Here is a 25,710-nt window from a genome sequence, read left to right on the forward strand (position 1 = left end):
CTACTCGGCCGCGGCGCGGATGCCCGGCATGTCGGGAAAGGTGCAGATGACGGTCGTGCCCTTGTCCTTGCCGGTTTCGATGCGAACGCTGCCGCCATGCAGCTCGACAAAGCTCTTGACGATCGACAGGCCGAGACCGGCACCGCGCCGGCGGCCGCCATTGGCACGCGGCTCAAAACGGCGGAACACCGAATCGAGCAGATCCGGCGGCATGCCGGGGCCGTCGTCATGAACCGAGAATTCCACCCCGTCCGACAGATGGCGGCAGGTTAGCCGGATGGTGCTGGCTTCCGGCGCATAGTTGGCGGCGTTGCTGAGCAGATTGTAGAGGATCTGGCGGACGCGGATCTCGTCGCCGTGGAACGTCTTCGGCGCAGCAGTGGCGTCAACCTCGAGCCTGATCGAATGCTCTTCCAGCCGGTCGGCCACCAGTTCGGCCGCGGCCGCGATGGTACGATCGACATGCACCTCTGAAATGTCGAGCTGCATGATGCCGGCGTCGACCGTCGCCAGGTCGAGGATGTCGTTGACGATGGTGAGCAGGACCGAGGAGGACGATCCGACATGCTCGACATATTCGCGCTGCTTTTGCGTCAGCGGACCGGTCGCCGGCAGCGACAGAAGTTCGGTGAAGCCGATGATGTTGGTCAGCGGCGAGCGCAATTCATAGGAGACGTGCTGGACGAATTCGTTCTTGAGCTGATCGGATTTCTGCAGCGCCTCGTTCTTGTCCTTCAGCGCCCGCTCGACGTTGACGCTGTCGGTGACGTCGACGAAGGTCATCATCACTTGCCCGTTGGGCAGCGGGATCATGGCATAGCTCAGCACATTGCCATTGTTGAGCTCAGTCTGGCCGTGACGGTCACGGCGCTCGTCGTCGAACCCGGTGATGGCGGCAACGAAACCCGGCCAGGGACTGTCCGCCGCCGCCTGCCGGTCGCAAAGGTCGCGGATCGTGGACACGTGCACATTGGGCTTGGCCGCATCGCCGCTCAGGCCCCAGAGCTTGGCAAAGGCAGGGTTCGACAGACGAAGCCTGCCATCGGGGCCGAACACCGCCACGCCTTCGGCAAGATTGTCGAGCGTCTCGCCCTGCACCCGCACCGCTGTCTGGTAGCGGCTTTCGAGGTCCATCTTCTCGGTCAGGTTCTCGAACACCCAGGTCACGCCGCCCTTGGGCTGCGGGTTGGCGACGACGCGGATGGTCTTGCCGTCCGGCAGATGCCACCAATGTTCCTGCGATTCGACGGCTCGGTAAGCGCCGAGCAGGCCTTCCTTCCAGCGCCGCCATTCCGGCTGTTCGGCGATCTTGCCCGAGCTGCGCAGCCGGTCGAGCAGCAGGGCATTGTCGGGAGCGCTGTGCAGGAAGCCGCTGTCGAGCCCCCACAGCTTCTGGAAAGCCTGGTTGAAGAACCGCAACTTCTCGTCGGTGTCGAAAATGGCGACCGCCGTGTTGAGCTGATCGAGCGTGTCGGCGTGGCTCCTGACGGTCCGTTCGTACTCGCTGCGAACGGTCTCGATGGCGCTGGTGTCGCAGGCAAGGCCGGCCGAGCCATCCGCACCGGCAAAGTCGGTGACCGCAAACATACGGCGGTCGCCTTCGATCACGGTGGAAAGCGACTGCTCGAAGACCGGATGCGTCTTGTGCTGGGCGGCAATCGCATCGCGTGCCTGGCCGCCGAGGAACTCCTTTGCCTCGCGAACCGCGGCTTCGGCGCTTTCGGCTTCGACCGCATCGGCATAGGCCCGGTTGACCCACTTCAGCCGCCCGTCCTCGCTGCGAAGCCATGCCGGCATGTTCAGCGCGTCGAGCAGGCCGATCATCGTGTCATGGTCGGCCGCCAGCCGCTGGTTCTCGATCTTCAGCCTGGCCTGGCTGCGCTGCGTCTCCGAGAGCGAGACGAAACGCACCAGCACATGGGCGGCGCTCTTGCGGCCATGCACTTCGAGCGGTGCGCCGGCCTGCGATTCGATGACGAGGTCGAAGTGTTTCGCCTTCTCGCGCAATCCCGCGACGGCATGTTCGAGCGCCGCCGCCGAACGCGGCATCAGCCAGCGGCCGAAAGCAAGGAAAGCGGCTCGGTCCTCGGGGGCACCGCTTTCCACGGGCAATGTGCCGATGAGTTCGGGCTTCTTGTTTTCCGCGGCCCAGACGACCAGGCGCTGGTCGCGCAGATTGAGCAGCGCCTCCGAGCGCCGCAGGGCCGCGTTGATGTCGGCGAGGCGGCTCCTGAGTTCGACATTGTCCGCCGAGGTGCGGGCTCTTTCGCGGATGAGAACGATGGCCGACAGAAGTGCCGCGCCGGTCACGCCGACAAACACCGCAAGCTGCATGACCTCGATCGCGCTGATCGACATCCCGGCCGTGGTCACGCCGGCGGCTTCGGCATGCGCAACCACATTGGCCAAGGGGCAGGCAAAAGCGGACGTGGCGAGGAACAGTGCCGCGCGAGCACGCCATGACAGGCTTCCGCCTTGCAAGGCGGAGCCAGTAACCCCCGAATCGTCTTGGCCGCCGGAAACGGCCCGTCCCGCTCTGTGCGGGTGTTGCCCCGGCATGTCTTGGTCCTCTCCGCCGCCTGAATGCAAGACCGCCCTGATGCGCGCCTCTCTTGATCCCCTCTCGGGCCGGAAGCGTCGCGAATCACCTGACAATAAACCCTCGCCGAATCGCCGTGAAGGCTGGCGGCGCGCAAAAATAAAGCCGGGCGAAAAGTCAATCGCCCGGCATCAATATCTGGTAGCAATTTTAGCTTTGGTTAATAGCGGTAGTGTTCCGGCTTGAACGGTCCCTGCTGAGTCACGCCGATATAGGCGGCCTGCTCACCGGACAACTCGGTCAGGCGGGCGCCAAGCTTGTCGAGATGCAAGCGCGCGACCTTTTCATCGAGATGCTTGGGCAGGACATAGACCTGGTTCGCGTACTGGCCGGGCTTGGTGTAGAGCTCGATCTGGGCCAGCACCTGGTTGGTGAACGAGGCCGACATGACGAAGCTCGGATGACCGGTGGCGTTGCCGAGATTGAGCAGCCGGCCTTCCGACAGCAGGATCATCCGCTTGCCGTCGGGGAAGGTGATCATGTCGACCTGCGGCTTGACGTTGGTCCATTTGAGGTTGCGCAGCGCGGCCACCTGGATCTCGTTGTCGAAGTGACCGATGTTGCCGACAATGACCATGTCCTTCATCGAGCGCATGTGGTCGAGGGTGACGACGTCCTTGTTGCCGGTGGTGGTGATGACGATGTCGGCGGTGGGTGCCGCATCTTCCAGCGTGACGACTTCAAAACCGTCCATCGCCGCCTGCAGCGCGCAGATCGGGTCGACCTCGGTGACCTTGACGCGGGCGCCGGCGCCCTTGAGCGAGGCCGACGAGCCCTTGCCGACGTCGCCGTAGCCGCAGACGACCGCGACCTTGCCGGCCATCATGGTGTCGGTGCCACGACGGATGCCGTCGACCAGCGATTCCTTGCAGCCATATTTGTTGTCGAACTTCGACTTGGTAACCGAGTCGTTGACGTTTATGGCGGGGAAGGGCAGCAGGCCCTTCTTCTGCAACTGGTAAAGCCGGTTGACGCCGGTGGTCGTCTCTTCGGTGACGCCGCGGATCGCTGCCTTCTGCTTGGTGAAGAAGCCGGGCGAAGCCTTCAGGCGCTTCTTGACCTGGGCGTAGAAGTATTCCTCTTCCTCGCTCTGCGGGTTGGACAGCACGTCCTCGCCGGCCTCGGCGCGGGCGCCAATCAGGATGTACATGGTGGCGTCGCCGCCATCATCGAGGATCATGTTCGAGGTGCCGCCATCGGCCCACTGGAAGATCTTGTCGGTGTAGTCCCAATATTCCTCGAGCGACTCGCCCTTGACGGCGAACACCGGGATACCCGCCTCGGCGATGGCCGCGGCCGCATGGTCCTGGGTCGAGAAGATGTTGCAGGAAGCCCAGCGGATATCGGCGCCGAGCGCCTTCAGCGTCTCGATAAGCACCGCCGTCTGGATGGTCATGTGCAGCGAGCCGGTGATCCGCGCGCCCTTGAGCGGCTTCTTGTCGCCGAATTCCTCGCGGCTGGCCATCAGGCCCGGCATTTCGGTTTCGGCGATCTCGATTTCCTTGCGGCCCCAGCCGGCAAGCGAGATGTCGGCGACCACATAGTCCTTGCTACCCGTCATGGCAGTGCTCCGATGCGAATTGTTCTTGCTGCGAATTGGTTGCGGATGCGCCCACGCCGGTCGGCGCGTCGAAGGGCGCGAATTCCCGGTCTGACTAGCAGATCGGCGCTCGGACGACAATGGGATATAAAGAAATCTTTATCCCTGCATGTCCATCGGACATGCTTTGGCGATGTAGAGGATCAGCTTTCCTCGCCGAAGCGGGACGCCACCAATTGCTCCAGCGCGTCGATGACCTGCAGCGCCTGCGGCCCGCTGGCGGTGACACGGATCGAGTAGCCCGGGCTTGCCGCCAGCATCATCAGGCCCATGATCGAGGTGCCGCCGACCTTGACGCCATCCTTCTCGACATGCACCGAAGCGTCGAAGCCGCTCGCCAGTTGGACGAATTTCGCCGAGGCGCGCGCGTGCAGGCCGCGCTGGTTGATGATGGGAAAGTCCCGGACGATCTGATCTTCTTCCGGGGACAGCGCGTTCATTTGCTGCTCAAAAGCTGGCTGGCGACGTTGATGTATTTGCGGCCGGCCGCCTGCGCCTCATCAAGTGCGGCCGCCATGTTGTCGCCCTTGCGGATCGAGGAGAGCTTGATCAGCATCGGCAGGTTCATGCCGGCTATCACCTCGGTGCGGCCGGACTCCATCACCGAAATGGCAAGGTTGGAGGGGGTGCCGCCGAACATGTCGGTCAGCACGATGACGCCCGTTCCGGTGTCGACACGGGCGACGGCGTCGACGATGTCGCGACGACGCTGCTCCATATCGTCATCGGCGCCGATCGCCACGGTTTCGAAATTGTCTTGTGGCCCGACGACATGTTCCACGGCATGTCGGAACTCGGCGGCCAGTTGACCGTGCGTTACAAGCACGAGTCCGATCATTCTTTGGTGGCTCCCGTCATCGCCGCTTCACAGGCGCATATTATGCTCGCCAGCCATTCCAGGCGGCGGGAGCGCTATCTTGTCGACGCGCGGCCGGTTGACAAGCCCCAAATTGCGCCCGCCCATGCCATTTTGACGCATTGCAGCAAGAAATCCCAAGCGGATCATAGAAAAGGCGCGATCGACAGCCGCGCCATCACGGCGGGCAGGGCAGTGGCGGCGTTGCGCTCGGCAAGATCGATACGCGGCACCGGGCAGCCTGCGACCGGCTCGCTTATTTCCTCCTGGAAACAGGCCATGTCTGCCTTTGGCACCAGCCTCACATGCAGGTCGATCACTCCGCCCAGCTCGAACGGCAGCGGGCACGGCATGAACCCAGGTACTTCGGCGAGACCGGCGATGGTCGCCGGCACGCTACAGACCAGCCGCCCGGCGCGGGCTGCGGCAAGCAGCCTGTCGTCGCCAATCAGCCGCGAGAACAGCCCGCGCGCGCGGCAATGATCCAGGAGCGTCAGCGCCAGCGTCGTCTTGCCGGCGCCGGACGGCCCGGTGATAAGGACGCCGCGATCGCCGATCAGGATCGCGGTCCCGTGAATGTTTTCTGGATGCGCAACTGGATCAGTCACGATCTTCATGCTTCTGCCGGCAGTGTCACGACGAAGCGTGCGCCCTTGATTTCGCCGGGCTTGGTGCCGGGGATATTTTCGGCGGTCAGAGTGCCGCCATGGGCCTCGACGATCTGCCTGGATATCGACAGGCCAAGACCCGAATTCTGGCCGAACGCCTCGCCTGCGGGCCGGTCGGTGTAGAAGCGTTCGAAGATGCGGTCGATGTTGTCGGCGCGAATGCCGGGACCATTGTCGTCGACTGTGACGATGTTGAATTTGCCGGCGCGAGCCAGCGACAGGCTGATGTGGCCATGGTCCTCGGGAACGAAGGAGCGGGCGTTCTCGATCAGGTTGGTGATGACCTGGCCGATGCGCAGATCATGACCGACGACCACATAGCCTTTGACGCCCTGCGGCAGCTTGGCGACCTTGAACTCGATCTCGACGGCCTTCTTGTTGCGCGTGGCTTCACGCGAAACGGCAACGAGATCGGTGATGAATTTCTTCAGGTCGACCGTCCCTGCATCTTCACGCGCCAGTTCGGCATCAAGACGGGAGGCGTCGGAAATATCGGTGATCAGCCGGTCCAGACGCCTAACATCGTGCTGGATAATGTCCATCAGCCGGCTGCGCGAATTGTCGTTCTTGGCCAGCGGCAAGGTTTCCACCGCGCTGCGCAGCGAGGTCAGCGGGTTCTTCAATTCGTGCGACACGTCAGCGGCAAAGCTTTCGATCGCCTCGATGCGGGCGTAGAGCGCGTTGGTCATGTCGCGTATGGCGATCGACAGATTGCCGATCTCATCCTGGCGGTCGGAAAAGTCCGGGATTTCCTCGCGGCTCTTGACGCCGCGCCGCACCCGCACGGCCGCCGCCGACAGCCGGCGCAGCGGATTGGCGATGGTGGAAGCGAGCAGCATCGACAGGATGGCGGTGACAAGCGCCGCGATGCCGAACACGCGCAGGATCGCTTTGCGCTCGGCGGCGACGATCTTGTCGATGTCGCCGCCTTCGGTCGACAGCATCAGCACGCCGAGAACGGCGCGGAAGCGCTGGATCGGCACCGCCACCGAAACGATCTGCTCGCCCTGTTCCGAGACGCGCACGATGGTCGACGGGCTGCCGGTGAGCGCCTTGACCACTTCCGGGAAAGCGGCGCCATTGCCGCCCGGCTGCTCGTGATAGACCGGCAGCTCGGTGTTGCGGAAGAAATCGAAGACGAATTTCTGGATGCGCTCGACCAGATCGGGCTCTTCCTCTTCGACCGGCGGTAGGTCGTAGCGCAGGATCTGGCCGCGCGAATAGAGATGGCGCGAATCGAGCAGCAGATTGGCGTCGCGGTCATAGATGCGGGCGCGCGTCCGGGTCGGCGAGATCAGCCTTCTCAGCACCGGCGCGACACGTTCCGGGTTGATCGGGAAGTCGAGATTGTCGAGCTGGTCGGAGCCCGGCCCGAGGCTTTCCCCGGCCTGCAGCTCAAGCAGCTTTTCCGGGTCGATGCTGATCGAATCCGTCTCGACCGTCGCCGACGCGGCGATGGCACCGGCGATGATCTCGCCCTGGGTCATCAGGCTCTCGACCCGGGCGTCGATCAGCCCGTCACGGAAGGTGTTGAGATAGAGGATGCCGGTGACAAGGACGGCCAGGCCGGCGAGGTTGAGGAAGAGGATACGCCGCGTCAGGCTGGAAAAGATATGATGGCCGAGGAAGCGGCGCATCGGCACCGTGATTTTCGACAGGAATGACGGCATGATACGCGACGGCCGCCTCGCAGCGCCCGCCGGTCTTGCTCGCTGTGCTTCCACTGCCATCGAATAGCAGCTCCCGCCTAGTCTTTGCCTTGATGCATGTCGTTGTCCCAAAACCGGGCCCACTTTTGGGCGACATGCATTACCTTGCTTTGACGCATGTCGTTATCCCAAAACCGGGATCACTTTGGGCGACATGGATCGACTTACGCTTCGCGGAACCGGTATCCGACTCCGTAAAGGGTCTCGATCATCTCGAAGTCGTCGTCGACGGCCTTGAACTTCTTGCGCAGCCGCTTGATGTGGCTGTCGATGGTCCGGTCGTCGACATAGACCTGTTCATCATAGGCCGAATCCATCAGCGCATCACGGCTTTTTACGACGCCGGGGCGCTGCGCCAGCGAGTGCAGGATCAGGAACTCGGTGACGGTCAACGTCACCGGCTCGCCCTTCCAGGTGCAGGTGTGGCGCTCCTGGTCCATGACCAGCTGGCCGCGCTCGAGCGACCGAGCCTGCTGACTGGGCGTCTTTGCCGCAGCCTCGCGGGCACTGGCACGGCGCAGCACGGCGCGCACCCGCTCGACCAGCAGACGTTGCGAGAACGGTTTGCGGATGAAATCGTCGGCGCCCATCTTGAGGCCGAACAATTCGTCGATCTCGTCGTCCTTTGAGGTCAGGAATATCACCGGAAGGTCGGACTTCTGGCGCATCCGGCGCAGCAGTTCCATGCCATCCATGCGCGGCATCTTGATGTCGAGGATGGCAAGGTTCGGCGGGCGTGCCGCCAGCCCTTCCAGCGCAGACGCACCATCCGTGTAGGTCTCGACGCGGTACCCCTCGGATTCGAGGGCGATCGACACCGATGTCAGAATGTTGCGGTCGTCATCGACAAGCGCGATTGTTGCCATTTCAAGCGGCTCCCTCATGAGCTGTCCCTTCTTTCGTAGAGAAGGGGCTTTTGCAGGACAAATTAGGTACAAAATGTGGCATAGGCCTTATCCGCTGTCACGCGCGGCTTGCCGGCGGCCACAATCCTACCCCGATATGGATTGGACGAACGAACACTGCCAATCCTTTGGGCAATCACCAAAGTTTTCGCACATATAAACGATTTAAACAACTTTCAAAATTTTTAAATCGATTAATGATTTGATATCATTTGGCTTTTCTGGTTCTGACGATCTCAGCCTGCTTGTGGGCATGCCGGAATATACGCCGGCAAAGACGCGGAAAACGAAGAGGGACACTTGATGTCGGAAGTCGGAAAACGCAATTCTGCCTGTGCGATCGATCATATCGGCCTGAAGACCACCGGCGTGGTGCGCTATAATTTCGGCGCGGCAGCCCTTTACGAGGAATCGATCCGGCGCGGCGAAGCCCGGCTCACCGCACATGGCGCACTGGTCGCCGAGACCGGCCAGCACACCGGTCGCTCGCCCAAGGACAAATTCGTCGTGCGCGACAGCGCAACCGAGCCGCATATCTGGTGGGACAACAACAAGGCGATCTCGCCGGCCCAGTTCGACCTTCTGCTTGCCGATTTCCGCGCGCATGCCGCGGACAAGGATCTCTATGTGCAGGATCTGGTCGGCGGCGCCGACGCAGGGCTGAAGCTGCCGACCAGGGTGGTTACCGAACTCGCCTGGCACTCGCTGTTCATCCGCAATCTGCTCATCCGCCCGGACGCCGCCGAGCTCGAGCATTTCGTGCCCGAGATGACGATCATCGACCTGCCGTCGTTCCGTGCCGATCCTGCCCGCCACGGCAGCCGTACCGAAACGGTGATCGCTGTCGACCTGACGCGCAAGATCGTGCTGATCGGCGGCACCTCCTATGCCGGCGAGATGAAGAAGTCGGTGTTCACCATGCTCAACTATCTGTTGCCGGCGAAGGGCGTGATGCCGATGCATTGCTCGGCCAACGAGGGTGCGAGCGGCGACGCCGCCGTCTTCTTCGGCCTGTCGGGAACCGGCAAGACGACGCTGTCGGCCGATCCGTCGCGCACGCTGATCGGCGACGACGAGCATGGCTGGGGACCGCACGGCATCTTCAATTTCGAAGGCGGCTGCTACGCCAAGACGATCAAGCTGTCGGCGGAAGCCGAGCCGGAAATCTTCGCCACCACGCAGCGCTTCGGCACAGTGCTGGAAAATGTCGTGCTCGACGCCGACGGCGTGCCGGATTTCAACGATGGAAGGCTCACCGAAAACACGCGTTGCGCCTATCCGCTGGATTTCATCCCCAATGCCAGCAAGACGGGACGCGCCAATCATCCGAAGAACATCATCATGCTAACCGCCGATGCCTTCGGCGTGATGCCGCCGATCGCGCGGCTGACCCCGGCGCAGGCGATGTATCATTTTCTGTCCGGCTACACCGCCAAGGTGGCCGGAACCGAAAAGGGCGTGACCGAACCCGAAGCGACGTTTTCGACCTGCTTCGGCGCGCCGTTCATGCCGCGCCATCCCTCGGAATACGGCAATTTGCTGCGCGAACTGATCGCCCACCACGACGCCGACTGCTGGCTGGTCAACACCGGCTGGACCGGCGGCGCCTACGGTACCGGCAAGCGGATGCCGATCAAGGCAACGCGGGCATTGCTTGCGGCGGCACTCGACGGCTCGCTGAAGGCGGCCGAGTTCCGCACCGACCCTCATTTCGGTTTCGAGGTGCCGGTGGCGGTTCGCGGCGTCGACAGCGCCATTCTCGACCCGCGGTCGACCTGGGCCGACAAGGCGGGTTACGACCGGCAGGCGACAAGGCTGGTCGGCATGTTCGCCGTCAACTTCGAGAAATTCGAAAGCCATGTCGACGCCGTAGTGCTGGGTGCCGCGCCACGCATGCAGGAAGCGGCGGAGTAATCACGTCATTGGGCTGAACTCAGCCTGTCGTTGAAAGGCCCGGTTTCGATCGGGCCTTTTCTTTTTCGATCCACCGCGCCATGACTGCGGCATGGCGAGCGACGACGACATCATCATTGGCGACGATGCGGTGATCCACCCGGGCGACCTGCACGAGGACTTCATCCGCTCGTCCGGTCCGGGCGGCCAGAACGTCAACAAGGTGGCGACGGCAGTACAACTGCGCTTCGACGCGGCCAACGCAGCCGGCCTTTCGGAGCGCGTGCGCGAGCGGACGATCAAGCTTGCCGGCCAGCGTGCCACCAAGGACGGCGTCATCGTCATCGAGGCAAGCCGCTTCCGCACGCAGGAACAGAACCGGGCGGACGCACGGGCAAGGCTCACGGCGCTGGTCGCCAAGGCAGCCGAGCCGCCACCGCCGCCACGCAAGAAGACGCGGCCGTCGAAGGGCGCGGTGGAGCGGCGGCTGAAGAGCAAGGCCGGACGCGGCACGATCAAGAAGCTACGCGGCCGGGTCGGTGACGACTAAGCCTTCGGAAGCTTCTGGAGATGCGGTTTTCGGGTCGCTGCCGGTGACCCTCCATGGCATCATGTTTTCGCGCGACCAATGTGATTGAACAGCCTCATGCTTGTCCTGCCCAAAGGCGTCCGCCACATGCCGGCCTATCTGTCTCGCACCGTGCAGGAAACGCTGGTCGAGGCGGTGAGAGGCATCGTGCAGCAGGCGCCGCTGTTCGTGCCGGCGATGCCACGCACCGGCAAGGAGATGAGCGTGCGGATGACCAATTGCGGTCCGCTCGGTTGGGTCACTGACAAGGAGCATGGCTATCGCTACCAGCCGACGCATCCGGTGACCGGATTGCCATGGCCGCCAATTCCGGGCGGGCTGCTCGAGCTGTGGCGGCAGGTGTCAGGCTACCCACATCCGCCGGAAGCGTGCCTGGTCAATTTCTATACCCCGGAGGCCAAAATGGGCCTGCATCAGGACCGCGACGAGGCCGATTTTTCGGCACCGGTGGTTTCCGTTTCGCTGGGCGACGATTGCCTGTTCAGGGTCGGCCAGACGACGCGTGAGGGCGGGACGAAGTCGTTCAGGTTGAAAAGCGGCGACGTCGTGGTGCTCGGCGGCGAAGGACGCCTCAGCTTTCACGGCGTCGACCGCATCTACTCCTCGACCTCGGCACTGCTGAAGAATGGCGGCCGCATCAATCTGACGCTGCGGCGGGTGACGAAGCCAACCGCCGCCGCGACGAGCGACGTCCCGGGAGAAGGCCAATAGGCAATTCCAAGAAATTGACGCGCCGGGCGGACGTCGTCACAGCTTCCTGAGCGCCACTTCCTCGATCAGGTGATCGGCGCCCTTGCGCAGGATGAGGTCGGCGCGAGCCCGCGTCGGCAGGATGTTCTCACGCAAATTTTTCAGATTGATGTTGGTCCAAAGGCCTTCGGCGATGGCGCGGGCCGAATCCTCCGAGAGCTGCGAATAGCGGTGAAAAAAGGAATCCGGATTGCGGAAGGCGGTCTCGCGCAACCGCATGAAACGGGCGGTGTACCATTGATGGATCAGCTTCTCGTCGGCATCGATATAGATGGCGAAGTCAAAGAAGTCCGACAGGAAGGGCACGATCTTGCCGTCCTGCGGCAGCTTGCCGGGCTGCAGGACATTGATGCCTTCGAAGATCAGGATGTCTGGGCGGTCGATGGTGACGAACTCGCCGGGAATGACGTCATAGGTCAGGTGCGAATAGACCGGCGCGCGGACATTGCGCTGCGCCGACTTGATGCCGGACAGGAAGCGCAGCAGCGCGCCGACATCGTAGCTGTCGGGAAAACCCTTGCGCTCCATCAAATTTTCGCGGCGCAGCACCTCGTTGGGCAGCAGGAAGCCGTCGGTGGTGATGAGATCGACCTTGGGGCTCGACGGCCAGCGCGCCAGCAGCTCCTTCAACACGCGCGCGGTGGTCGATTTGCCGACCGCGACGGAGCCGGCAATGCCGATTATGAACGGCGTTTTTTCCACGTCGACCGCGTTGAAGAAGGCCTGGCGTTGCCTGAACAGCAGCTGGCTCGCTTCGACATGCGCCGATAAGAGCCGCGACAGCGACAGATAGATGCGCTTGACCTCTTCGAGGTCGACCGGGTCGTTGAGCGAACGCAGGCGGCGGAATTCATCCTCGCTCAGCGTCAGCGGCGTGTCGGCGCGGAATTGCGACCATTGCTCGGCGGAGAAGAAACGAAAGGGAGAATATTTCTCGGTCGGCGCGAGCTGATCCATCGAGATACCTGCCCTCCCTCACGGTCAGCCCTTGGGCCGTGACGCCTTCTCGGCAATGCCCGAACGACCGGTGCGGTCTTCGAGTTCCCTGAGCACGTCGCTCAACGGAACCCCTGAGATGCCGAGAACGACGAGCCAATGATATATAAGATCGGCACTTTCCGAAACGAGAGCCTGTTTGTCGCCCTTGACGGCGGCAATCACAGTCTCGACCGCCTCTTCGCCGAGCTTCTGCGCCGCCTTGTCGATGCCGCGTGCGAACAGCTTTGCCGTCCAAGACTCTGGGTCACCGGAATGGGCGCGTTCCCTGACGATTTTTTCCAGATCGGAGAGCGAAAACTCGGTCATGGCGCCTAGAGCCTTTTCTTAGCCGGAAAGCCTCTAGGGCCGATCCGCGGGCGAGTCCAGCCGCATCGGCAGCCCGGCCTGGGCCATATGCGCCTTGGCCTGCCCTATCGTGTAGGTGCCGAAATGGAAGATCGAAGCGGCCAGCACCGCGCCGGCATGACCGTCGCGGATGCCTTCGACCATGTGATCGAGCGTGCCGACCCCGCCGGAAGCGATGACCGGCGCGCGCACCGCATCCGCAATCGCGCGGGTCAGTGCGATGTCGTAGCCAGCCTTGGTGCCATCCCGGTCCATCGAGGTCAGCAGGATTTCGCCGGCGCCGCGATCGACCATCAGCCGAGCGAATTCGACCGCGTCGATGCCGGTCTTCTCGCGCCCGCCATGGGTGAAGATCTCCCAGCGGTCGGCTTCGCCGGCGCCGGACACTTTCTTGGCGTCGATTGCGACGACGATGCACTGGTTGCCGAACTTGTCGGCGGCTTCGGCGACGAAATCCGGGTTCTTCACCGCCGCCGTGTTGATCGACACCTTGTCGGCGCCGGCCAAAAGCAGCTTCCTGATGTCGGCAACCTGGCGCACGCCACCGCCGACCGTCAGCGGCATGAAGCACTGTTCGGCGGTGCGGGCGACGACGTCGAAGATGGTCTCGCGATTGTCCGATGAAGCCGTTATGTCGAGGAAGCAGAGCTCGTCGGCGCCGGCCGCGTCATRGGCCTTGGCCGCCTCGACCGGATCGCCGGCGTCGATGAGATCGACGAAGTTGACGCCCTTGACGACACGGCCGTTCTTGACGTCGAGGCACGGAATGACACGGGCTTTCAGCATCACCTTCCCTCTATCGTGGCGATGAGATCGTTGAGCAGCTGGCCGACCAGCGGTGGAACATCGCCCTTGGCGTCGAAGGCCGGATCGTAGGCGGAAACGGTGATGCCGACGACCGGCGCCGCTAGCGCCATGGTGCAAGCCGCGCCGCGCAGCTGTTCCGGGTTCGGCCCGCCCGAACTGACGTAACGGTTGGCCTGCAGTTCCTCCGGATCGTGCACGTCCAGATCGAGATGCATGTGAATGCGTTTGGCGCCGGCGGCCTTCAGCTCTTTGGTCGCCTGGGCCACTCCAGGACATTCCGTTCGAAGGATCGGCAATGTCTTGAGAAGCTGTTTTTCAGCCGGATCGAGATCGCGTGCGTTGACGAGCACGCAACGTGACGGATCGATCGGCTGGAAGCCGGGAATGGCCGCCGCCATCGGGCGCCAGCACAGGCCGAGCACGGTCGCCAGCGCCATGCCGTCGAGAAAGCCATAGACGGATGTCTCGGGCGTGTTGAGATCGCCATGCTGGTCGGCCCAGACGATCGCATCGGCACCTTCGCCAGCGACCGCGCCGGCGCTGGTCAGGCAATTTCCTGAGAGAACGATGGGAAAGCGGCCGCTGTCGCGAGCAAGGCGAACCATGGCGGCTACCGCGTTGCAGACGGCAAAGCCGGTGGCGATTTCGCGCTCCTGGACGTCGCCTACCCTGCCTATGTCTTCGACGACAACGTGATGACCGGCTATGGTCAGGGCTTCGACCAGCCCGCCGGATATCAACGCATCGGGACCCTGGCCCATGCCGCCATGATAGTGGCCGCTGTCATAGGACGCCAGGATGATGGAGATCTTCACCGCTGCGTCTCCACCGCCGGCCTGCCTTGCAGGATCGCCAGCGCCTCCGCCGGATCGATGCGGCCGTCATAGAGCGCCCGGCCGGAGATCGCGCCTTCGAGCTTTTGCGCATCGGGCATGGTCATACGCACGATGTCGGCGATCGAGGCGAGGCCGCCGGACGCAATGACGGGAATGGACACGGCGTCGGCGAGGTCGATGGTGGCATCCCAGTTGATGCCGGTCAGCACGCCGTCGCGGTCGATGTCGGTGTAGATGATGGCGGAAACGCCGGCACCTTCGAATTTCTTCGCCAGTTCGATAACACCGAGGCTCGATGCCTCGGCCCAGCCCTCGACGGCGACCTTGCCGCCCTTGGCGTCAATGCCGACGGCCACCTTGCCAGGAAAAGCCTTGCAGGCCTGCTTGACCAGATCGGGATCGCGCACCGCCACCGTGCCGAGGATGACACGGGCGAGCCCGCGGTCGAGCCAGTCTTCGATCTGCTCCAGCGTGCGGATGCCACCGCCGAGCTGGACCGGGTTCTTGGTCGCCTTGAGGATGGCTCCGACCGCCGCGCTGTTGACGCTCTGGCCCTTGAAGGCGCCATTGAGGTCGACGACATGCAGCCATTCGAAGCCCTGTTGCTCGAAGGCTTTTGCCTGGGCGGCCGGGTCGTCGTTGTAGATGGTCGCGGTCGCCATGTCGCCGTGCTTCAGGCGCACGCACTGGCCGTCCTTGAGATCGATGGCTGGAAACAGGATCAATTTTCAGGCGCCTTCAACGATGACGAAATGGCCGGTCGAGGCGGCGAGCCGGAACTTCGAGGCGTGCTGATATTCCGGCGAATGATAGCATTCGGCCGCCTTGTCGTAGGATTCGAACTCGACCAGCACATGACGGTTGCCGGTCGGTCCTTCGGGATTCTCGTAGCGACCGGCCCGCACCGGGAATTTCGCGCCGTATTTCGCAAAGGCCACCGCATTCGCCTCGATGTACTGCTTGTACATTTCGGTATCGCGGACATCGATCATAGCCATCCAATAGCCCTTCTTGCTCATGATTCTTCATGGCCTCCAGCGCAGGAAATTGGTGATCAGCGCCAGGCCCAGCGCCTGGCTCTTTTCGGGATGGAACTGCGTGCCGACGAGATTGTCGCGAGCGACGGTGGCCGTCACCGGGCCGCCATAGTCAGCGACTGCCAGAACCTCATCGGACCTCCGCGCATCGAGATGGTAGGAATGCACGAAATACGCATGCAGTCCGCTGTTTCCGGTCGGAATGCCCGCAAACAGTGGGTGTTGACGCTTGAGTTCGATCGTGTTCCAGCCGATCTGCGGGATCTTCAGCGCCGAATCGGCCGGCATGATCTCCCTGACGTCGCCGGCGATCCAGCCAAAGCCGTGGGTCACGGTCTTTTCCAGGCCGCGCTGTGACATCAGCTGCATGCCGACGCAGATGCCCAGAAAAGGCCGGCCCTTGAGGATCGCGACTTCCTCGACCGCTTCCCACATACCGGCGACGGCGCGCAAGCCGGCCGCGCAGTCGGCATAGGCACCGACGCCGGGCAGGACGATGCGGTCGGCGGTGCGGACCCGTTCGGCGTCGGCGGTCAGATCGATTTCAGCCGATATGCCTGCTTCACGCGCGGCGCGCTCGAAGGCCTTGGTGGCCGAGCGCAGATTGCCCGAGCCGTAGTCGATGATCGCAACCCGCATGTCAGGGTCTTCCCGGAATGTGAGTCAGCCCCAGCGCCATGCCCGGCTGCGTCGGGCGCGCCAAGGCGGCATCCGGGACCATGCGCGGCGCCGGCACGGCTTGATCGGAAAATGCTTCCGCCTCCAACGCGTAGCGCCCGTCGGCATCGTCGAGCCGACCGGCCTCGACCACGCCCCATTCATGCCAGCCGCGGCGGCGAAGTGCCGCGATGCGCAGCGCCTGCCCCTCCAACCCGACATAGAGTGAAACCAGCAGCGACAGCAACGAACCGGTCAGGCCGAGGCCGAGCTTTTGGCCAAGCAATGAAAGCAGGGCCGCGACGACGAAGGCGAGCGCGGCTTCGATCCACAGCCGATGCCAGGCAAACCAGAGCGGCGGCACCAGGAAGCCGAGCCAGGTGAAGCCGTCGCGGACAAAGGCCGTTGCGTCGAGCTTCTCGCTGCGACCGGGCGGTTCCATCACGACATAGATGGCCATGACCTTATCCCTTCAACGATCCCTTGGTGGAGGGGACCGCGTCCGGCTGGCGCGGGTCGCGTTCGAGCGCTGTGCGCAGCGCACGTGCCACCGCCTTGAAGCAGGTCTCGGCGATGTGGTGGTTGTTGGCACCATAGTGGTTGGTGACGTGCAGCGTGATGCCGGCGTTCTGTGCCAGCGCCTGGAAGAATTCACGCACAAGTTCGGTGTCGAACGTGCCGATCTTCGGCGACGAGAAGGAAACGTTCCAGACCAGGAACGGCCGGCCGGACACGTCGATCGCCGCGCGCGTCAGCGTCTCGTCCATGGCAAGGTCGATCGAGGCATAGCGCATGATGCCGCGCCGTTCGCCGAGTGCCTTGGCCAGCGCCTGGCCGAGCGCGATGCCGGTGTCCTCGACGGTGTGGTGGTCGTCGATATGCAGATCGCCCTTGGCCCGGACCGTCATGTCGATCAGGGAATGGCGCGACAGCTGATCCAGCATATGGTCGAAGAAACCGACGCCCGTTGAAATGTCTGACTTGCCCGAGCCGTCGACATGGACCGATACGGCAATATCGGTTTCCTTGGTCCTGCGGCTTGCTTCGGCGGAACGGGGCGACATGATCTTGTCCTTGTCCCAGGGTTTGATGCGCTCCAAGCCTTCGCCGGCTTGAAAACGAAAGCCTTCTAGCAGCATGATCCGGCGATTGCCAGTTGCCATCCGGGTCGCTATCGAGCCGTTTGCAATCACCGGGCCCATGCATACATATGGCCGATCAAGTCACTCGTACCGCGCCAATCGCCTTTTTGGGATGGCGCGAATCGGAGCCAGGAAATGTCTGATAATCTGACCATGCACGCCACGACCATCGTGACGGTGCGCAAGGGCAACAAGGTGGTGATTGCCGGCGACGGCCAGGTCAGCCTTGGCCAGACCATCATGAAGGGCAACGCCAAGAAAGTGCGCCGCATTGGCAAGGGCGGCAATGTGATTGCCGGTTTCGCCGGCGCTACCGCCGATGCCTTCACGCTGCTGGAGCGGCTGGAAGCCAAGCTCGAACAATATCCCGACCAGCTGACGCGCGCCTGTGTCGAGCTCGCCAAGGACTGGCGCACCGACCGCTATCTGCGCCGGCTGGAAGCGATGATGCTGGTTGCCGACAAGTCGACCTCACTGGCGCTGACCGGCACCGGCGACGTGCTCGAACCCGAATATGGCGTCATGGCCATCGGCTCTGGCGGCAACTACGCGCTGGCCGCCGCACGCGCACTGATGGACACCGACAAGGACGCCGAGGAGATCGCCCGCAAGGCGATGCAGATCGCGTCCGACATCTGCGTCTACACCAACAACAACTTCGTCGTCGAAACGCTCGATGCCGGTTGATCCGGCCATCCTTTATGATTTTCGGCCGGTGACCGAGAAAGACCTGCCGATGATTGCCGGCTGGCTCGCCGAGCCGCATGTCGCGCAGTGGTGGGACGACCCCGAGACGGAAATCGCCGAGATTCGCGACCATATCGACAGCATTTCCGTCGAGCCGCTGATCGTCGAACTCGACGGCAAGCCGATCGCCTACCTGCAGAGCTACGACCCGCATCTGGAAGACGACCACCCCTATGCCGACCAGCCGTTCGGCACACTCGGCATCGACCTGTCGATCGGCAGGCCGGAGCTGATCGGCCTCGGCCACGGCTCGGCGATCGTGCGGCAATTCGTCGAGCAGCTGTTCGAGGAAGGCGTGCCGCGCGTCATCATCGACCCGCATCCGAGCAATGCACCAGCGATCCGCGCTTATGAGAAAGCCGGCTTTGCCGCTTTTGACACCCGGATAACGGAATACGGGCCAGCCCTGATGATGGCGCGCGACGCACCACAGGAGGCCGGTTGATCAGCGCTGAAACACTTGACAAGGCAGTCGCAGCAGGTCTGATCTCGCAAATCACGCGGGATCAGCTGGAGGTCATGGAACGCGCGGTCGCTCTCGCCCCCGAGGCCGGGCGCGCCGATGACGAGGGTGACGAGGAAAACCTGCGGCTGGTCGGCGGCGGCAACGATCTGTTTGTCACTGTGGGAACGGTCCTGCTCAGCGCCGGCTTCTTCTTTGTCCTCACCACCTTGCTTCCAGGCCAGACATTCTGGATCGCTGGCATCCTCGCGGTTTTCGCCTGGGGGCTCGCCGAAATTGTCACACGTCAGCACCGGATGAAATTATCGTCGTCCGTGCTGGCGCTGATTTTCATGGCCGCCATTCTGGTCGCGCTGGCGCTACAAGTGGAGGCCAGCTTCGGCATACGCAAGCCGGAGACTATCTGGCAGCTATTGGCGTTGCGCCAGACGGCATCCCGGGCCGGATATCTGTTCCTGGGCGGAGGAATATTCGCGGCGGCGATCTATTTCTGGCGCTTTCGCGTCCCCATCATTGCCGGGGCGATCGCGATCGCCTTCACACTGCTTGCCTTCCTGCAAACGGCGATAATCCTGTATGACAGTGTGACAACGGGCGCGATTGCGCCGCCGCGCCTTGAGGATGTTCCCGAATTGCTGCGCGGCACTTTACATGCCGCTGATCTGCGGCCTGATCGTGTTCGCAACGGGTGTAGCTTTTGACATTTACGACAGGGATCGACGCAAGATCTGGTCCGATTGCGCTTTCTGGCTGCATGTCGTCTCGGCACCCATGCTGGTGCATCCGCTCTTTATCATGGCAACCGGCCAGAACGTCGTATTCGGACATATCGCACCTGACGCCAATGCAACCATTATGCTGACGATCCTGATCCTTGGCTTCCTCTATGTCGCGCTCGCCATAGACCGCCGTTCGCTTCTGGTTCCTACGTTGGCTTACTTCGGCTCGCTGGGCATCTATTATCTGGTGAATTCCGCCTCCGATTCGACGGGCGTCCCGCCTTTTGCCTTGATCCTGGTCGTTGTCGGCGCGCTGATTATTCTGTTCGGGGCTGGCTGGCAGCGTATCCGGCGAATTGTCGTCAAACCCACCTTGCCTGCGGCCGTGATCCGCCGGCTACCGCCGCTGAAGGCGTGACGGGCTTTGTGATGGTCGAGACGGCGACGCGGAAGAGAGGCAATAGGGCATGAACGCATCGGGCCACGACAACAGCTATTCGGCCTATGAAGACAGCTGGCGAATGGGGCTGCTGCTTGTGCTGGCCCTGCTCATCTTCCAGGCCGGAGCCCTTTACGGCATGGGTCATCCGCCCATCTGCACCTGCGGCTACGTCAAGCTCTGGCACGGCGTGGTGAACAGTTCCGAGAACTCCCAGCACATTTCGGACTGGTACACGTTCTCGCACATCATCCACGGCTTCCTGTTCTATGCGCTGGCGCGGTTCCTGTTTCCGCGTTCGCCGATCGGCTTGAGGCTGGCATTCGCGGTCCTCATCGAAGGCGGCTGGGAGTTGCTGGAAAACAGTCCGTTCATCATCGAGCGCTACCGCGCCGGCACGATCTCGCTCAACTATTACGGCGACAGCATCATCAATTCGGTGTCCGACACACTGGCCATGGTGCTGGGATTTGTGATGGCGCGAAGGCTACCTATATGGGTGATCGTCAGCCTCGCCATCATCTTCGAACTCGGTACCGGCTATCTCATCCGGGACAATCTGACACTCAACGTGATCATGCTGCTGCATCCGTTCGAGGCCATCAAGCAGTGGCAAAGTGGAATTTAGTGATATGAGCACATTCTCCCCCCGCGAAATCGTTTCGGAACTCGACCGCTTCATCATCGGCCAGAAGGACGCCAAGCGCGCCGTGGCCATCGCCCTGCGCAACCGCTGGCGCCGCCAGCAGCTGGAAGGCCAGATGCGCGAAGAAGTGATGCCGAAGAACATCCTGATGATCGGGCCGACGGGCGTCGGCAAGACCGAGATTTCACGCCGCCTTGCGCGCCTTGCCGGGGCGCCTTTCGTCAAGGTCGAGGCAACCAAGTTCACCGAAGTCGGCTATGTCGGCCGCGATGTCGAGCAGATCATCCGCGACCTGGTCGAGATCGCCATCGGCCTGGTGCGCGAGAAGATGCGCGAGGACGTCAAGGCACGCGCCCACATCAACGCCGAGGAACGCGTGCTGGAGGCGCTGGTCGGCAAGACGGCGAGCCCGGCGACGCGCGATAGCTTCCGCAAGAAGCTGCGCGACGGCGAACTCGACGACAAGGAGATCGAGATCGAAGTGGCCGACACCGGCAATGGCGGCATGCCCGGCTTCGAGATTCCCGGCATGCCGGGCGCCAATATCGGCGTGCTGAACATCAACGACATGCTGTCGAAGGCGATGGGCGGCAAGAAGACCAAGACGCGCAAGACGACGGTCAAGGAATCCTACGCGCTGCTGGTCGGCGACGAGTCCGACAAGCTGCTCGACCAGGAGGAGGTGGTACGCCGGGCGCTGGATGCGACGGAGAATGACGGCATCGTCTTCCTCGACGAGATCGACAAGATCGCGTCGCGTGAAGGCGGCATGGGCGCTGGCGTTTCCCGCGAAGGCGTGCAGCGCGACCTGCTGCCGCTGATCGAAGGCACCACGGTTGCGACCAAATATGGGCCGTTGAAGACCGACCACATCCTGTTCATCGCCTCCGGGGCGTTCCATGTCTCGAAGCCGTCGGACCTGTTGCCGGAATTGCAGGGCCGCTTGCCGATCCGCGTCGAATTGCGGGCGTTGGAGAAGGACGATTTCGTCCGCATCCTGACCGAGACCGAAGCCAGCCTGATCAAGCAGTATATCGCGCTGATGAAGACCGAAGGCGTCGACCTGACCTTCACCGACGACGCCATCGATTCGCTGGCCGGCATCGCCGTCGACCTCAATGCCAGCGTCGAGAATATCGGCGCCCGGCGGCTGCAGACAGTGATGGAGCGGGTGCTGGACGAGATCTCCTATGACGCGCCCGACCGCAACGGCACTGCGGTCACCATCGACGCCGCTTATGTGGAAAAGCATGTCGGCGACCTCTCCAGAAACACAGATTTGTCGCGATTCATCCTTTAAAGGGCGGCGCCGGGTCACTCCGATTTTTGGGCCGATGCATTGCAACACAGTCCGGCAAACAGAATCATGTGTGGCCAGATGGCACCATCTGGCCACCTTTCGTCTTGCCGGCGGATGGGGCGCTCTCGACTCGAGAAAGAGCACTACCTAGTTTGCGCGGCAACATCTGCAGGCGGCGGCGCATGAAAAAACTGATCCTGGGCATTCTCGGCTTGACGCTGGCTGCGACGCTGTTCGCCGCCGATGCGGCGACATTGGTGCCGCCAGGAAACCGCAACGCCGAGCAGCCGGATATTCCCGGCGCTTCGAGCCGGCGCACGCAGGCCACCAACACCACCTTCCAGGCGAAGTATCGCAAGGTCTACGCCTTGCTGAAGAACGACGCCGATCTGCGCGGCAAGATCAAGAAGGCCGCTGCGGCCTACGGCATTGATCCCCTGCACATTGTCGGCGCCATCGTCGGCGAGCACACCTACAATGTCGACGCCTACGACCGGCTGCAGACCTACTACGTCAAGGCGATTTCCTATCTCTCCAGCAAGCTGACCTTCGCCTATGACGGCGAGGACATCACCGATTTCGTGCAGCGGCCGGAATTCAAGAAATGCGCTGGGGTTTCGGACAGCTATGATCTGTGGGAATGCCGCGAGCAGGTGTGGAACCATTCGTTTCGCGGCAAAAGCGTCGGTGGCGAGAGCTTCCCGGACGACCGTTTCGGCGCCACCTTCTTCCAGCCCTACTATGCCGGCCAGACCTTCGGCCTCGGCCAGCTCAACCCGCTGACGGCCTTGCAGATGAGCGATCTCGTGCACAAGGTTTCGGGCTTGCCGAAGCTGGACGTCGCCGATCCCAACTCGGTCTACAAGACCATCATGGATCCCGACCTGACGCTGCCTTACGTCGCGGCGACGATCCGGAAATCGATCGACGCCTACAAGAACATTGCCGGCTTCGACATTTCGGGAAATCCGGGGCTCACCGCCACGCTCTACAATGTCGGCAATCCGGAGCAGCGCGCCGAAGCGCTGAAGGCGGAGAACGACAGGCGCCGCGCCGCCGGCGAGCCTGAAAAGCTGCCCGAGGAGAATTATTACGGCTGGCTGGTCAACGACAAGCTGCCGGAGCTGAGGGCGCTTTTCTAAGGTGCGGTTACAGGCTTTTGAGCCGGAACCGACGTCCTGCACCGTAGCTTTCGCTACGCCGCCAGCAACGACTTCAACTTGATGGCCTGCGAGCCAAGTGCTTCCGGCGCCGGCTTCGCCCGTTTGCCGATCAGCATTTCGGCGAGCCTGATGTCGCGGGCGACCGCATTGCCGGGACCGATGCCGCTGGCCGCCACCAGCCTGCCGTCTTCGTCCAGATGGAAGAGGATAAAGGCGCCGCCGCCGAGATCGCGGCGCACGACGCTGCGGCCTTCGTCGGAAAGCCCGGCGATCTGCAGGGACAGACCATACTGATCCGACCAGAACCACGGCACAGCCGCATGCGCCTCGCCAGCCCCCAGCATGTTCCCGGCCGCCAGCGCACCCTGTTCCTGGGCGTTGCGCCAGGCTTCCAGCCGCACGCGGCGGCCGCCATAGACGGCGAGTGGAAACGAGCAGCAATCGCCGGCGGCGAAGATGTTGGGATCGCTGCTGCGCAGCTCGGCATCGACGGCGATGCCGTTGTCGATGGTCAGGCCTGCTTCGGCGGCCAGCCCGGTCACCGGCACGGCGCCGATGCCGATGACCGCGAGATCGGCGGATATCTGCTGTCCGCCGGCGAGTGCGATGCGGACCTCTTTGCCGTCGTCGTCAACGGACGCTATGCCGTCTCCACACAAGATGCTCACACCCTCGGCAACATGCGCAGCATGGATGATTTCGGCGATCTCGGCCGGCACCCCACGCATCAGGATGCGCGGCTGCGCCTCGATGACGGTGACCGAAGCGCCCAGTTTGCGGGCCGCGGCGGCGAGTTCGAGGCCGATGAAGCCGCCGCCGACAATGGCGATACGCTTGCCGGCGCTGAGATGGGCGCGAATGGCCAGCGCATCGGCGAAGGTGCGGAGATAGACGCAGCGCGAACCCAATCCCGGCATCGGCAGCCTGCGCGGGGTCGATCCGGTGGCGAGCAGCAGCTTGTCATAAGGCAGGGCCGAGCAGTCCGACAGACGCACCATATGCGCCGCACGATCGATCGCAGCGGCCTGGACGGAATGGATATGGCGGATCGATTTTTCAGCCAGCAACTCATCACTGGCGATCGCCTTGATTTCGGGGGTGTCGCTGGCCATCGCCTCCTTGGACAGAGGCGGGCGTTCGTAAGGCAGATGCGGTTCGTCGCCGACCAGTGTCACCGGCCCGTCATAGCCGAGATCGCGCAACGCCAGTGCCGCCCGGCCGCCGCATTCGCCGGCTCCGATGATGACCATCCCTTGCGCCATACAAGTTATCCGATCTGGATGAGGACTTTGCCGGCGTCGACCTTGACCGGATAGGTCCTGAGGTTGACGCAGACCGGCGCGCCGCGGGCGTCCCCCGTCTTGTAGTTGAAGCGGCCATTGTGCTTGGGGCATTCGATGATGTCGTCCATCACCAGGCCGTCGGCGAGATGCACCTTTTCGTGGGTGCATAGACCGTCGGTGGCGAAATAGTCATCGTCCGGGCTGCGATAGATGGCGAAGGTGCGGCCGCCATGATCGAAGCGCATCACATCCTCTTCATCGATGTCACCTGCGGCACAGGCCTCGACCCAGTCGCTCATTCAGTCCTCCCGTGGAAATCGGATAGCTGCACGATCACTCGGCCGCCGCGACGGCATCGTTGTGGAATTCTTCGCGATATGGCCTGGCGGTGGGCGGCAGCTCGCGCTTGAGGAAATAGTCTTCGTTGCGCAACTGGCGCAGGAAGGTTGGGATCATCTCGCGATAGCCGGCCAGGATCGACGTCGTCGGCGCCGGCAAATCGTGCTTGATCAGCTCATGCAGCTTCGGCAGCGCGTGGTACGGCACCATCGGAAACATGTGATGCTCGACATGGTAGTTCATGTTCCAATAGATGAATCGGCTGATCGGGTTCATGTAGACGGTGCGGCTGTTGAGGCGGTGGTCGGTGACGTTGTCGGCCAGGCCGCCATGCTGCAACAGCCCGACCATGACGTGATGCCAGGCGCCATAGAGCCTGGGCAGGCAGACCAGCATCAAGGGCAAGAACGAACCGGTATAGAGCGCCAGTGCGATGCTGGCGGCATAGATCGCCGTCCAGATGCGGGCGAAGCGGATCGCCTTTGGCTGCTCCTGCACGGGAATGAAGGTCTTTTCGGCCGCGCTGATGTTGCCGGCCGCGTTGCGCAGCATGTCGCTCATCGCATGCCAGGCATCGAGCACACCGACAAAGGCAAGGACGACGCGAGCCAGGTCCGGCGGCCGCATGACCGAGATTTCCGGGTCGCGGCCGACGATGATGGTGTCGGTGTGGTGGCGCGTGTGGCTCCAGCGCCAGGTCACCGGATTGCGCATGATCATGAAGCAGGCGATCTGATAGACCACATCATTCATCCACTGCGTCCGGAAGGCGGTGCCGTGGCCGCATTCATGCCAGCGTGAATCGGTGGATGAGCCGTAGAGCACGCCGTAGACGAAGAAGAACGGCACGCACCACCATGTGCCCCAGAACCAGGCGCCGCCGGCGCCACTGAGGATCAGGGCGGCGAGCCAGATGACGGTGTCGCGGATCGCCGGTCCGTCGGAGCGCTGCATCAGCTCCTTCATCTGCTTGCGCGGGATGTCGGTATGATACCACTCGGCCGCAGACAGGCCGGTCTCGACGGCGAGCTTGGCGTCGCGGCCGATCAGGCTGTAGTCACGCCGGGACGGCGCTGCGGACATGGTTGCCTCCCTCGGCAGGGCATTCGCCAGGCGAATGCCCGATATTCCTACGCTTCGAGGCTGAAAATAGCGCCGACGCATGATAGACTCAACATCACAAAGATAGTTTCTATCATTTCCTATCAGAATGATGTAA

General features: G+C 62.8%; 29 protein-coding genes. 10 read left to right on the forward strand and 19 right to left on the reverse strand.

Annotation, left to right across the window (positions count from 1 at the left end):
- The 7 genes from AC1DZP_RS12010 to AC1DZP_RS12040 form a co-directional block, all read right to left on the reverse strand.
- Entirely contained in the window at positions 1-2,559 is a 2,559-nt protein-coding gene (locus AC1DZP_RS12010) for a sensor histidine kinase (protein WP_477302531.1), read from the reverse strand.
- A gap of 200 nt (positions 2,560-2,759) precedes the next feature.
- Positions 2,760-4,160, reverse strand: a complete 1,401-nt coding sequence (ahcY, locus tag AC1DZP_RS12015) for an adenosylhomocysteinase (protein WP_095083195.1) — start codon at positions 4,158-4,160, stop codon at positions 2,760-2,762.
- Between the two features lie 182 nt (positions 4,161-4,342).
- Positions 4,343-4,639: an HPr family phosphocarrier protein gene (locus tag AC1DZP_RS12020; protein ID WP_095083198.1), complete on the reverse strand. Its 297-nt coding sequence runs from the start codon at positions 4,637-4,639 to the stop codon at positions 4,343-4,345.
- The gene (locus AC1DZP_RS12025) at positions 4,636-5,037 is read right to left on the reverse strand and encodes a PTS sugar transporter subunit IIA (protein WP_056589309.1); all 402 of its coding nucleotides are present in this window, start codon (positions 5,035-5,037) and stop codon (positions 4,636-4,638) included. Before AC1DZP_RS12025 ends, AC1DZP_RS12020 begins: the two co-directional genes overlap by 4 nt.
- A 164-nt stretch (positions 5,038-5,201) precedes the next feature.
- The gene (locus tag AC1DZP_RS12030; RefSeq protein WP_477302533.1) at positions 5,202-5,672 is read right to left on the reverse strand and encodes an HPr kinase/phosphorylase; all 471 of its coding nucleotides are present in this window, start codon (positions 5,670-5,672) and stop codon (positions 5,202-5,204) included.
- Positions 5,669-7,453, reverse strand: a complete 1,785-nt coding sequence (locus AC1DZP_RS12035; RefSeq protein ID WP_477225088.1) for a stimulus-sensing domain-containing protein — start codon at positions 7,451-7,453, stop codon at positions 5,669-5,671. Before AC1DZP_RS12035 ends, AC1DZP_RS12030 begins: the two co-directional genes overlap by 4 nt.
- A 143-nt stretch (positions 7,454-7,596) precedes the next feature.
- Complete coding sequence (locus tag AC1DZP_RS12040; RefSeq protein WP_013528337.1) at positions 7,597-8,298, reverse strand: response regulator transcription factor; 702 nt, start codon at positions 8,296-8,298, stop codon at positions 7,597-7,599.
- Positions 8,299-8,640: 342 nt separating this feature from the next.
- Here AC1DZP_RS12040 and AC1DZP_RS12045 point away from each other — a divergent pair, with 342 nt between their 5' ends.
- From AC1DZP_RS12045 to AC1DZP_RS12055, 3 genes are all read left to right on the forward strand, one after another.
- The gene (locus AC1DZP_RS12045; protein ID WP_477302535.1) at positions 8,641-10,251 is read left to right on the forward strand and encodes a phosphoenolpyruvate carboxykinase; all 1,611 of its coding nucleotides are present in this window, start codon (positions 8,641-8,643) and stop codon (positions 10,249-10,251) included.
- Between the two features lie 91 nt (positions 10,252-10,342).
- Complete coding sequence (gene arfB, locus AC1DZP_RS12050; protein ID WP_477302537.1) at positions 10,343-10,780, forward strand: alternative ribosome rescue aminoacyl-tRNA hydrolase ArfB; 438 nt, start codon at positions 10,343-10,345, stop codon at positions 10,778-10,780.
- A 96-nt stretch (positions 10,781-10,876) separates the two neighbouring features.
- On the forward strand, positions 10,877-11,530 hold the full coding sequence (locus AC1DZP_RS12055; RefSeq protein WP_477302539.1) for an alpha-ketoglutarate-dependent dioxygenase AlkB family protein: 654 nt from the start codon (positions 10,877-10,879) through the stop codon (positions 11,528-11,530).
- A gap of 36 nt (positions 11,531-11,566) precedes the next feature.
- On the opposite strand, the gene coaA is transcribed toward AC1DZP_RS12055, so the two are convergent.
- From coaA to hisB, 9 genes are read right to left on the reverse strand one after another with little or no spacing between them, the layout of a single operon-like run.
- A complete protein-coding gene (coaA, locus tag AC1DZP_RS12060; protein WP_095083214.1) occupies positions 11,567-12,526 on the reverse strand; it encodes a type I pantothenate kinase in 960 nt (319 codons plus the stop codon).
- A gap of 24 nt (positions 12,527-12,550) precedes the next feature.
- The gene (locus tag AC1DZP_RS12065) at positions 12,551-12,874 is read right to left on the reverse strand and encodes a phosphoribosyl-ATP diphosphatase (protein ID WP_477225086.1); all 324 of its coding nucleotides are present in this window, start codon (positions 12,872-12,874) and stop codon (positions 12,551-12,553) included.
- 33 nt (positions 12,875-12,907) lie between these two features.
- On the reverse strand, positions 12,908-13,699 hold the full coding sequence (gene hisF, locus AC1DZP_RS12070) for an imidazole glycerol phosphate synthase subunit HisF (protein ID WP_477302541.1): 792 nt from the start codon (positions 13,697-13,699) through the stop codon (positions 12,908-12,910).
- Positions 13,699-14,535, reverse strand: a complete 837-nt coding sequence (locus AC1DZP_RS12075; protein ID WP_477302543.1) for an arginase family protein — start codon at positions 14,533-14,535, stop codon at positions 13,699-13,701. Before AC1DZP_RS12075 ends, hisF begins: the two co-directional genes overlap by 1 nt.
- The gene (gene hisA / locus AC1DZP_RS12080) at positions 14,532-15,281 is read right to left on the reverse strand and encodes a 1-(5-phosphoribosyl)-5-[(5-phosphoribosylamino)methylideneamino]imidazole-4-carboxamide isomerase (protein WP_477225084.1); all 750 of its coding nucleotides are present in this window, start codon (positions 15,279-15,281) and stop codon (positions 14,532-14,534) included. The genes AC1DZP_RS12075 and hisA overlap by 4 nt, the downstream gene beginning before the upstream one ends.
- A 3-nt stretch (positions 15,282-15,284) precedes the next feature.
- On the reverse strand, positions 15,285-15,575 hold the full coding sequence (locus tag AC1DZP_RS12085) for a DUF1330 domain-containing protein (protein WP_477302545.1): 291 nt from the start codon (positions 15,573-15,575) through the stop codon (positions 15,285-15,287).
- Positions 15,576-15,581: 6 nt separating this feature from the next.
- Positions 15,582-16,232: an imidazole glycerol phosphate synthase subunit HisH gene (hisH, locus tag AC1DZP_RS12090; RefSeq protein WP_477302547.1), complete on the reverse strand. Its 651-nt coding sequence runs from the start codon at positions 16,230-16,232 to the stop codon at positions 15,582-15,584.
- 1 nt (position 16,233) lies between these two features.
- Complete coding sequence (locus AC1DZP_RS12095; protein ID WP_477302549.1) at positions 16,234-16,710, reverse strand: DUF2628 domain-containing protein; 477 nt, start codon at positions 16,708-16,710, stop codon at positions 16,234-16,236.
- A gap of 4 nt (positions 16,711-16,714) precedes the next feature.
- Positions 16,715-17,314: an imidazoleglycerol-phosphate dehydratase HisB gene (hisB, locus tag AC1DZP_RS12100; RefSeq protein ID WP_477302551.1), complete on the reverse strand. Its 600-nt coding sequence runs from the start codon at positions 17,312-17,314 to the stop codon at positions 16,715-16,717.
- 213 nt (positions 17,315-17,527) lie between these two features.
- On the opposite strand from hisB, the gene hslV reads away from it, so the two are divergent.
- From hslV to AC1DZP_RS12135, 7 genes are all read left to right on the forward strand, one after another.
- A complete protein-coding gene (gene hslV, locus AC1DZP_RS12105) occupies positions 17,528-18,079 on the forward strand; it encodes an ATP-dependent protease subunit HslV (protein WP_095084319.1) in 552 nt (183 codons plus the stop codon).
- Positions 18,069-18,584 carry a GNAT family N-acetyltransferase gene (locus tag AC1DZP_RS12110; RefSeq protein ID WP_477302553.1) on the forward strand — a complete coding sequence of 172 codons (516 nt, stop codon included), beginning with the start codon at positions 18,069-18,071 and terminating at the stop codon, positions 18,582-18,584. The genes hslV and AC1DZP_RS12110 overlap by 11 nt, the downstream gene beginning before the upstream one ends.
- The gene (locus tag AC1DZP_RS12115; RefSeq protein WP_477302555.1) at positions 18,581-19,303 is read left to right on the forward strand and encodes a hypothetical protein; all 723 of its coding nucleotides are present in this window, start codon (positions 18,581-18,583) and stop codon (positions 19,301-19,303) included. Before AC1DZP_RS12110 ends, AC1DZP_RS12115 begins: the two co-directional genes overlap by 4 nt.
- Positions 19,254-19,739: a hypothetical protein gene (locus tag AC1DZP_RS12120; RefSeq protein ID WP_477302557.1), complete on the forward strand. Its 486-nt coding sequence runs from the start codon at positions 19,254-19,256 to the stop codon at positions 19,737-19,739. Before AC1DZP_RS12115 ends, AC1DZP_RS12120 begins: the two co-directional genes overlap by 50 nt.
- 49 nt (positions 19,740-19,788) lie before the next feature.
- Positions 19,789-20,388 carry a DUF2585 domain-containing protein gene (locus tag AC1DZP_RS12125; protein ID WP_477302559.1) on the forward strand — a complete coding sequence of 200 codons (600 nt, stop codon included), beginning with the start codon at positions 19,789-19,791 and terminating at the stop codon, positions 20,386-20,388.
- 4 nt (positions 20,389-20,392) lie between these two features.
- Positions 20,393-21,706: an ATP-dependent protease ATPase subunit HslU gene (gene hslU / locus AC1DZP_RS12130; RefSeq protein WP_095083240.1), complete on the forward strand. Its 1,314-nt coding sequence runs from the start codon at positions 20,393-20,395 to the stop codon at positions 21,704-21,706.
- Between the two features lie 182 nt (positions 21,707-21,888).
- Positions 21,889-22,848 carry a DUF1402 family protein gene (locus AC1DZP_RS12135; RefSeq protein ID WP_477302561.1) on the forward strand — a complete coding sequence of 320 codons (960 nt, stop codon included), beginning with the start codon at positions 21,889-21,891 and terminating at the stop codon, positions 22,846-22,848.
- A 53-nt stretch (positions 22,849-22,901) separates the two neighbouring features.
- Here AC1DZP_RS12135 and AC1DZP_RS12140 read toward each other — a convergent pair whose 3' ends face one another.
- Genes AC1DZP_RS12140 through AC1DZP_RS12150 form a run of 3 tightly spaced genes read right to left on the reverse strand, consistent with a single transcriptional unit; the run spans position 22,902 to position 25,574 of the window.
- The gene (locus AC1DZP_RS12140) at positions 22,902-24,131 is read right to left on the reverse strand and encodes an NAD(P)/FAD-dependent oxidoreductase (protein WP_477302563.1); all 1,230 of its coding nucleotides are present in this window, start codon (positions 24,129-24,131) and stop codon (positions 22,902-22,904) included.
- A 5-nt stretch (positions 24,132-24,136) separates the two neighbouring features.
- Positions 24,137-24,451: a MocE family 2Fe-2S type ferredoxin gene (locus tag AC1DZP_RS12145; protein WP_095083246.1), complete on the reverse strand. Its 315-nt coding sequence runs from the start codon at positions 24,449-24,451 to the stop codon at positions 24,137-24,139.
- Between the two features lie 34 nt (positions 24,452-24,485).
- Complete coding sequence (locus AC1DZP_RS12150) at positions 24,486-25,574, reverse strand: fatty acid desaturase family protein (protein WP_477302565.1); 1,089 nt, start codon at positions 25,572-25,574, stop codon at positions 24,486-24,488.
- Positions 25,575-25,710: the final 136 nt, after the last annotated feature.

The organism is Mesorhizobium sp. P2_F8 (assembly GCF_056403655.1).